We start from the raw sequence: 7,361 nt of genomic DNA, 5'->3' as shown, positions 1-7,361 counted from the left end.
TCAGGGAGTGCTTGTTGGCGTTGTAGTAGTCGGTGACTTCCTTCGGCACGGAGAAGCCGCGCTCCTCAATGCGCTTGACCAGTGCATCGTAGAACTTGTCTACAGCCAGAGCGTTGGAGTTGCGGGACAGGTCGCGGACGGCCTGCTGCACAACCGGAGCCGGAGCGGCCGGCTTTGCCTTCGGCTTAGCTGCAACGTTGCGCGGGGTCGGCTTGGAGTTCAGGCCCAGCTTGGCGGAGCAGGCCGGCCATGCGCCCCAGCCCTGGCCAGCCAGAACGCGCTCTGCAACGGCGATCTGCTGCTCGCGGGTTGCCTGGTATGCGTACGGTGCGTACTGCTTGCCGCCGTAGCCAGCCCAGGTGGACGGGCTGAACTGCAGGCCACCGTGGTAGCCGTTGCCGGTGTTGATGGACCAGTTGCCGCCGGACTCGCATTTTGCCAGGCGATCCCAGTCGGAATCCGGAGCTGCGGAAGCAGTCGGAGCCAGCAGTGCAGAGGTTGCTGCAACTGCAACGCCTGCGACGGACAGACGGGCTGCGGTGGTGAAAGAGCTGGTCTTTGCGTGACGTGCCATTTTTGCTGAGTTTCCCTTCGGGCGCCTTGTCGTAGTTGTGGCGCCTTTTGTTTCGTTATCTCTCGAAGATCGCTGAGCTGTCTTGGATCTCTTGGATCTCTTAAGTCTTTTAAGTCCTTAAGTCCTTTAAGTTCAGTGAGTCCAGCGATCTCTTGCTTTTGTGACGTCGAGCCGTTTGCTCGTTCGCCATAAGGTCATGGGCTACCGTACTGGTTTGTCACGTTTGTGTCACGTTTTTTGCAAGATTCGAAACTTATGCAACGTTAAGGCAGGCTTTCGAAACGCTCATTGACCAGGAGTTTATAGGAATGAATCCATTTCGTTACGATTTTGTAATGTGGTCAAGATCACAATCTTCATGTAACGCCTGTGGCTGATGTGATTAGCGAGTGGGATTTGCTCTACCCTTGCATTCTCGCTAACCTAGGTCATTCTATTGACATCAAGGAATAGGGTGATCCCATGCCAACCGGAAAAGTGAAGTGGTACGACGCAGACCGCGGCTACGGCTTCGTCAGCAACCCTGGGGATGAGGACGTCTACGTCGGTTCCCAGGTGCTGCCCGACGGCGTCACCGAACTGGTCAAGGGGCAGCGCATCGAGTACGAGTTCATCGCTGGCCGCCGTGGACCGCAGGTTCACACCATGACGGTGCTGGACAACGGCCCCCGCCGTGCACAGCACAAGTACAACCCCGAGCAACTCCACCAGATGGTGCAGGATACGATCACACTGCTAGATAGCAGTGTGCTGCCGGTGCTGCAGTCCGGTCGCCGCCCAGAGCGCAAGGAGGCCCGCCAGGTGGCGGAGATCCTGCGCACCATCGCGCGCGAGCTCGACAACTAGCGGTCGCCCCCGCACTTCATTAAGACAAACCCCCTCGCACCCCTCTAAAGACAGGGAGCTCCCCCTTAAACAAAGGGAGCTACTGGGCGATCTCGATCGACCAGATGGTTGCGTAGGGGGTTTGCTCGTCGTTGTCGTCCAAGCCGACCAACATAGAGTGCAGCTCCAAGACCTTTAGCTGAGGGGTGCTGCCATCATCGGCCTTCATGGAAGCCTCAAGGTTCAGCGTGACTTCTTCACGCTCGTAGCCCTTGTAGTAGTTGTCCTGGTTTGCGCCCGGCTCGTCGAAGATCTGCAGCAGAGACCAGTCGTGGTCGTACACATCCTCCGGCAGCTTGAGCGTTACCTTTTCGGCGTCCCCTACCTGCAACTTGTAGGGCTCAGAGGGCTTGCAGTCCGGATCGTCCAACTGGCAGACGGAGTAAGGGGCGATCTCGTGCTCCTCGCCATCAACCACGGCGATGATGCGTTGATCCTGCGGCAGCGTTTCGATCTTCCCGTCCTGCCATCGGTTGTAAAGCAGCACGCCGCCGATGACCACCACCACGAGGGCGACGATGGCCCCCATCGTCATCAGCTGCTTGCGCTGGGCACGCTTGCGCTGCTGCTTTTTGGAAAGCTTCGGCGCGGGCTTGGCGGAAGGCTTCGGACTGGTTTTCTCTTGCTCGCTCACGCCTCCCGATCCTAATTCACTGACCGGACAAGCCCTAACCCCTAGCTACCCTCCGAGCCCTCGTTAGATACTTTTAGCCCTGCGGCTCCTTAAAGCGCACCTCGTACATCTCGCCCCACAGCTTGCCGGTCAGGTAGAAGCGCCGGTCGTCTGGAGAGCTGCCCGGCACGACCGCGATGCCATTCAGCACGTCCGCGCCGTCTCGCTGTGCCGCGGGGAACAGCCCAGCCGTATCCACAACATGCGTGACCTTCCCGTCCTCCGGGTCAATCTCCAGGATCGTATCGGTCTGCCACACGTTGGCCCACACCTTTCCGTCGGCGGTGCACTCCAGCTCGTTGAGCTGGTCGGTGCCCTCCACCTCAACGGAGCCGGTCTTTGCGAAGGTCTCAGGGTCGCGGAAAGTCAGCGTTCCCGTGCCGTCGCTCATTACCAGTCGATCTTGCTGCGCACACAGCCCCCAGCCCTCGGTCTCGTAATCGGCCCGGTCTATTTCCTCGAGCGTACGGGCATCGCGCTTGATCGCGGTGTGTTCCTTCCACGTCAGTTGCCACGCCGTATCGCCGTGAATCGCCACGCCCTCGCCGAACAGGTCCTTACTTAGGTTTTGTTCGTCCGTCTTTTCGCCTTTCAAGTCCGTGTAGTAGATCTGCGATTCGCCGTACAGGCCCGTGCCGACCAGCAGCCGCCCATCGTCGGCCGTCTCTAGCCCCTGGGTAAACGCACTCTCGTCCCACGGGTGTACCTCATCCACCGTGACCTCGAGCATCGGCGCATCGCCGTACTCTTTCGCTGTTGTTCCTGGTTTTACTGGTGACGCCCCGTCGTCCGCACCACACGCCGATAACGCACACGCCACAGCCGCAGCTCCGACAGCTGCGAACACCTGGGAAGTAACCCGCCCCTTTCGAGGCTGGGGGAGGGATGCGTGAGGGTGGCGTCGATAAGAGAACATGCAACCATCATGCATCACAGTGAGTGGGTGGCAGGCATAATGGTTCAGGTGAGTAAGAAGAAAAAGGCAGATCCGATTCTTTTTTCGGCGGAGGCTAAGGAAACAGCCCGTGCCGCGGTGGAAGAGGTAGGCGGCGACGAGGTGGGGAAGGCCCTCGGCATCGCAACGGACGGCGAGGGTTTGGGGATCTACCGCTACGCCAGCCAAGTGCCCGGATACCGCGGCTGGGAGTGGGTCGTGGTGTTGGTGACGGTGCCTGGCAGTGGGGTGCTCACCATCAACGAGGTCAGTCTGCAGGCCGGTAAGCATGCTTCGCTGGCCCCGGAGTGGGTGCCCTACGAGGATCGTGTGCAGCCGGGTGACTTAGGCCCTGGCGATACGCTCCCGCCGCGCCGTGACGACGAGCGACTGACCGCGTGGGCCAAGCTGCAGGACGGTGATGGCTTCCTGCGAAACCCGCAGGCGGGTAACACACTTTCGCACGAGGGGTTGCGCCAAGCCCGCAAGCGCTGGCGGGAAGGGAAATACGGACCGCGCTCCGAGTTTGCGAAGAAGGCTGACCTGAAGTGTGAAACTTGCGCGTTCTACCTGCCCATCGACGACGTGGAGAACGGTGTGGGCGTTTGCGCGAACGAATACTCCGCCGACGGGCGCGTGGTGCAGCGGGATTATGGCTGCGGGGCGCACTCGGCGACGGTGGAGGAATCCATTGGTGAGGAGCTCGGGGAGGGCACCAATAATTACGGCGTGTACGTCGACGAGGGGTTCTCGCGCTTCGAATAAAAAGGGCGCCAGTGCTGGGCCCCTTGGGATGCCCCGAACGGGTACCTAATAGTTGCATAAATGCCCTGCGGGGTGGTTACTTATACCTTGACGTTTCAAATTGTGGTGGCTGCCTACGGTTCTGCTGAGGGGTAGCTTCCGCGCTCGGACCGAATCGGTAGGGGAGAATTCCGCATGGCAGATGCACAGGCCGCCAAGGCCGCAGAGACAAAAACTGGGGAACCGCAGGATCGTGGCTTCCTAGACCGCTTTTTCCACATCTCGGAGCGCCACTCGACGGTGGGCACCGAGGTCCGCGGTGGTGTGGTCACGTTCTTCGCGATGGCTTACATCATCATCCTGAACCCGTTGATCCTGGGCACCAGCGCGGACATCAACGGCGACGAGCTGGGCACCGCCCGCGTGGCCGCGGTTACCGCCCTGGCGGCCGGTGTCATGACCATCGCATTCGGCATCATCGCCCGCTATCCCTTCGGCATCGCCGCTGGTCTGGGCATTAACACCCTGGTGGCGGTCACCTTCGTCGGTACAGAAGGGCTGACCTGGCCGGAGGCCATGGGCCTGGTGGTCATCGACGGTGTTCTCATCGTGCTGCTGGCCATCACGGGCTTCCGCGAGGCCGTGTTTAACTCCATCCCCAGCTCGCTGAAAGCATCCATCGGCGTGGGCATTGGCCTGTTCATTGCGATGATCGGCTTGGTGGACTCCGGCTTCGTTCGCCGCATTCCGGATGCCGCGGGCACGACCGTCCCGGTTGGTCTGGGCATCAACGGCTCCATTGCTTCCTGGCCCACGTTCGTCTTCATTATCGGCCTGCTGATCTGTGGAACCCTGGTGGTCCGCAAGGTTCGCGGAGGCCTGTTCATCGGCATCGTCGCCAACACCATCATCGCCATGATCGTGGAGGCGCTCACTCACACCGGTCCGTCCTTCGTCGATGGCAAGCCGAACCCCGCAGGCTGGAACCTGGCAGTGCCGCAGAGCCCGGACTCTCTGGGTGGCATGCCGGACCTTTCCCTGGTCGGCGCCGTGGATCTGTTCGGTGCTTTCACCCGCGTGGGCGTGCTGGCTGCGTGCATGTTGATCTTCACCCTGGTGCTGGCGAACTTCTTCGACGCTATGGGAACCATGACTGCACTGGGCAAGCAGGCTCAGCTGGTAGATGAGGAAGATCGTCTGCCAAACCTGCGCACGGCCCTGATCGTCGAGGGTGGCGGCGCGATTGTCGGTGGCGCGGTCTCTGGTTCGTCGAACACCGTGTTCGTGGACTCTGCGGCGGGTATTGCCGACGGCGCCCGCACGGGTCTGGCCAACGTGGTCACCGGTCTGCTGTTCATCCTGGCTATGTTCTTCACCCCGTTGTACGAGGTGGTGCCGATCGAGGCCGCCGCCCCGGTCCTGGTGATCGTGGGTGCGATGATGATGGCGCAGATTAAGGACATTGACTTCGCGCGCTTCGACATCGCCCTGCCGGCTTTCCTGACCATCGTGGTCATGCCGTTTACTTACTCCATCGCCAACGGCATCGGCGTGGGCTTCATCACCTACGTCGCCATGGCGCTGGTTGGCGGCCGTGCAAAGAAGGTCCACCCGTTGCTGTACCTGGTGGCTGTGATGTTCGTGGTCTACTTCGCCGCCGATCCGGTGATGGATCTGCTGCGAGGCTAACCATGGCAGACCTTTCGCCCATTCGGATCGATGACCCGCTCGATCCGCGTCTGGACGACTTTCGGAACCTCAATGCTTCCGACAAGAAGTCCGGTGAGCAGCTGATCATCGCCGAGGGCACCTTGGTCGTCCCGCGCCTGCTGGCCAGCCCCTATCCGACCCGCGCTGTTGTGGGGTTCCCGGGGAAGCTGCGGGCGATCGAGGAGGAGCTGTCTCGCTCTCTTTCTGGTGATGACGCCACCTTTTCCGTGTTTGAGGTTTCCCGCGAGGTCTTGAAGGAAGTCGCGGGCTTCGATATGCACAGGGGGCTGGTCGCGTCGGCGGATCGACTGCCGACGAGCGCTGCCACAGGGTACGCCGGAACCAGCGCCGTGGAGGCGGTGCTGGACCGCTTGGAGGAAAACCCCGAAGCCAGCGGAGTGATCGCCGTGCTGGAGGGCGTGGGGGATCACGAGAACATCGGCTCCATTTTCCGCAACGCAGCGGGGCTCAACGTGGATGCCGTGCTGTTCGGTGCGGCCACCGCCGATCCGCTGTACCGGCGCAGTGTGCGTGTCTCCATGGGACACGTCTTGCGCCTGCCGTGGGCGAGGTTCCCCGGTACGACGACCACCTGGCAGCGGGATCTGGAGCTGCTGCAGAGGCGCGGATATGAGGTGGTTGCGCTCACGCCAGCGGGGGATACCACGCTCCGTGAGGCCACGGAGGTAGCCCGGGGACGGGGGAAAAAAGTGGCGGTGATGGTTGGTGCGGAGGGCCCCGGCCTGACGGAGCACGCGATGCGCGCCGCGGATGTGCGCGCCAGCATCCCGATGGCCTGCGGAACCGATTCGCTGAACGTGGCCACGGCGGCGGCCATCGCCTTCTATGAGGCGGTGCGCTAAGCGGGGGTGGCTACTCCCCGCCGGTGCGGCGGCGCACCTCGTCGCCGATCTTTTTGGAGGCTCCGCGTAGCCCCTTCAACCCAGCGGAAAGCCCCTTGCGAGCCCCCTGGCCCAGGGAGCTCAGCACGTTCTTGGCCACCTCGGCTCCGCTGGGTTCGCTTTCGCGGGACGGGGCGGCGTAATCGTCGTAACCTTGCTCGTCGTCGTAGACGGAGACCATGTCGTCCGGTGTGGTGCGCCCATGCGTCAATCCGTCGTACTCGGAGGACTTAGCCTCTGGCCTCCCGTCGACGGCGAAGGCGGCAATGGGCAGCGCCGGGCCGGAGGCGGAGACGGAAAAGCCCAGCCAGGCCTCGATGGCCGCGGCAGCCAGCTCCGCGGGGATGAAAGGCAGTTGGATGCCGCTGGCTTCGGTGTTCCCGGCCCAGTAGTCGGCCTCGAACTCGCCAGGCAGGCCGATGTCCTCGAACACGGTCTCGCGAGTGGCACAGAAAGAGCGCTTGAGCTGGCCGCCGGACCAGTGGGCGAAGCCCCCAAAGGTTTCGTCGACCTCCTTGGAGGCCGGATCCCCACCATCCCCGGGCTTCGTCGAGGCCGCGGTTTCCGGGTCCGCCACCACGCAGGAGGCGTACACGTCGGCCGCACTGACTAGCGTGCGGTAGCGCTCCGGCAGTTCGGAGAGCTTCCGCAGGTCGGGGATTACCGTCTGCACCACCGATAGCCCCGGGTAGCCACCGATGTAGAACTCATCGGTGCCAGGGGTTGCGCTGCGGGTCATGTCGAAATCACCGATGTGCGTCAGCGGCCAGGCCGGATTCAGCTGTGCCAGGTACTTGCGGGCGAAGCCACGGTCGACCTTATGCTCCTGGTTCACCACGGTGCTGGGGGTGGCAGCATTCACAAACCAATGGGTCACCAGGGTCCCAGCTGTGGCTCCTTCTATCGCCTAGTTCTTCTTCTTGGGGTTGGTGCGCACGC

8 protein-coding genes are annotated in these 7,361 nt (G+C 62.2%); 4 read left to right on the top strand and 4 right to left on the bottom strand.

The window, feature by feature from the left end:
- Nucleotides 1-574 (bottom strand): resuscitation-promoting factor Rpf1 domain-containing protein (locus tag Q0331_RS10430; RefSeq protein ID WP_298076276.1); only part of this gene is annotated, 574 nt, incomplete at its 3' end.
- Nucleotides 575-1,036: 462 nt separating this feature from the next.
- On the opposite strand from Q0331_RS10430, the gene Q0331_RS10425 reads away from it, so the two are divergent.
- Nucleotides 1,037-1,420 carry a cold-shock protein gene (locus tag Q0331_RS10425; RefSeq protein WP_034986981.1) on the top strand — a complete coding sequence of 128 codons (384 nt, stop codon included), beginning with the start codon at nt 1,037-1,039 and terminating at the stop codon, nt 1,418-1,420.
- Nucleotides 1,421-1,499: 79 nt separating this feature from the next.
- On the opposite strand, the gene Q0331_RS10420 is transcribed toward Q0331_RS10425, so the two are convergent.
- Nucleotides 1,500-2,093 carry a DUF2771 domain-containing protein gene (locus Q0331_RS10420; RefSeq protein ID WP_298076275.1) on the bottom strand — a complete coding sequence of 198 codons (594 nt, stop codon included), beginning with the start codon at nt 2,091-2,093 and terminating at the stop codon, nt 1,500-1,502.
- 73 nt (nt 2,094-2,166) lie between these two features.
- The gene (locus tag Q0331_RS10415) at nt 2,167-2,952 is read right to left on the bottom strand and encodes a glutaminyl-peptide cyclotransferase (protein WP_298076274.1); all 786 of its coding nucleotides are present in this window, start codon (nt 2,950-2,952) and stop codon (nt 2,167-2,169) included.
- 135 nt (nt 2,953-3,087) lie between these two features.
- On the opposite strand from Q0331_RS10415, the gene Q0331_RS10410 reads away from it, so the two are divergent.
- From Q0331_RS10410 to Q0331_RS10400, 3 genes are all read left to right on the top strand, one after another.
- Nucleotides 3,088-3,831, top strand: coding sequence for a DUF3027 domain-containing protein (locus tag Q0331_RS10410; RefSeq protein ID WP_298076273.1), 744 nt, complete (start codon nt 3,088-3,090; stop codon nt 3,829-3,831).
- Between the two features lie 174 nt (nt 3,832-4,005).
- Nucleotides 4,006-5,499: an NCS2 family permease gene (locus tag Q0331_RS10405; protein ID WP_298076272.1), complete on the top strand. Its 1,494-nt coding sequence runs from the start codon at nt 4,006-4,008 to the stop codon at nt 5,497-5,499.
- Between the two features lie 2 nt (nt 5,500-5,501).
- Nucleotides 5,502-6,383 (top strand): RNA methyltransferase, encoded by an 882-nt coding sequence (locus Q0331_RS10400; RefSeq protein ID WP_298076271.1) that lies wholly within the window; start codon nt 5,502-5,504, stop codon nt 6,381-6,383.
- A 10-nt stretch (nt 6,384-6,393) separates the two neighbouring features.
- On the opposite strand, the gene Q0331_RS10395 is transcribed toward Q0331_RS10400, so the two are convergent.
- Nucleotides 6,394-7,299 (bottom strand): DUF6928 family protein, encoded by a 906-nt coding sequence (locus tag Q0331_RS10395; RefSeq protein ID WP_298076270.1) that lies wholly within the window; start codon nt 7,297-7,299, stop codon nt 6,394-6,396.
- Nucleotides 7,300-7,361 lie beyond the last annotated feature (62 nt).

Source organism: uncultured Corynebacterium sp. (genome assembly GCF_937999985.1).
In the GTDB taxonomy this organism is placed as follows: Bacteria; Actinomycetota; Actinomycetes; order Mycobacteriales; family Mycobacteriaceae; genus Corynebacterium.
This window is presented reverse-complemented; position numbering and strand designations above follow the sequence as displayed.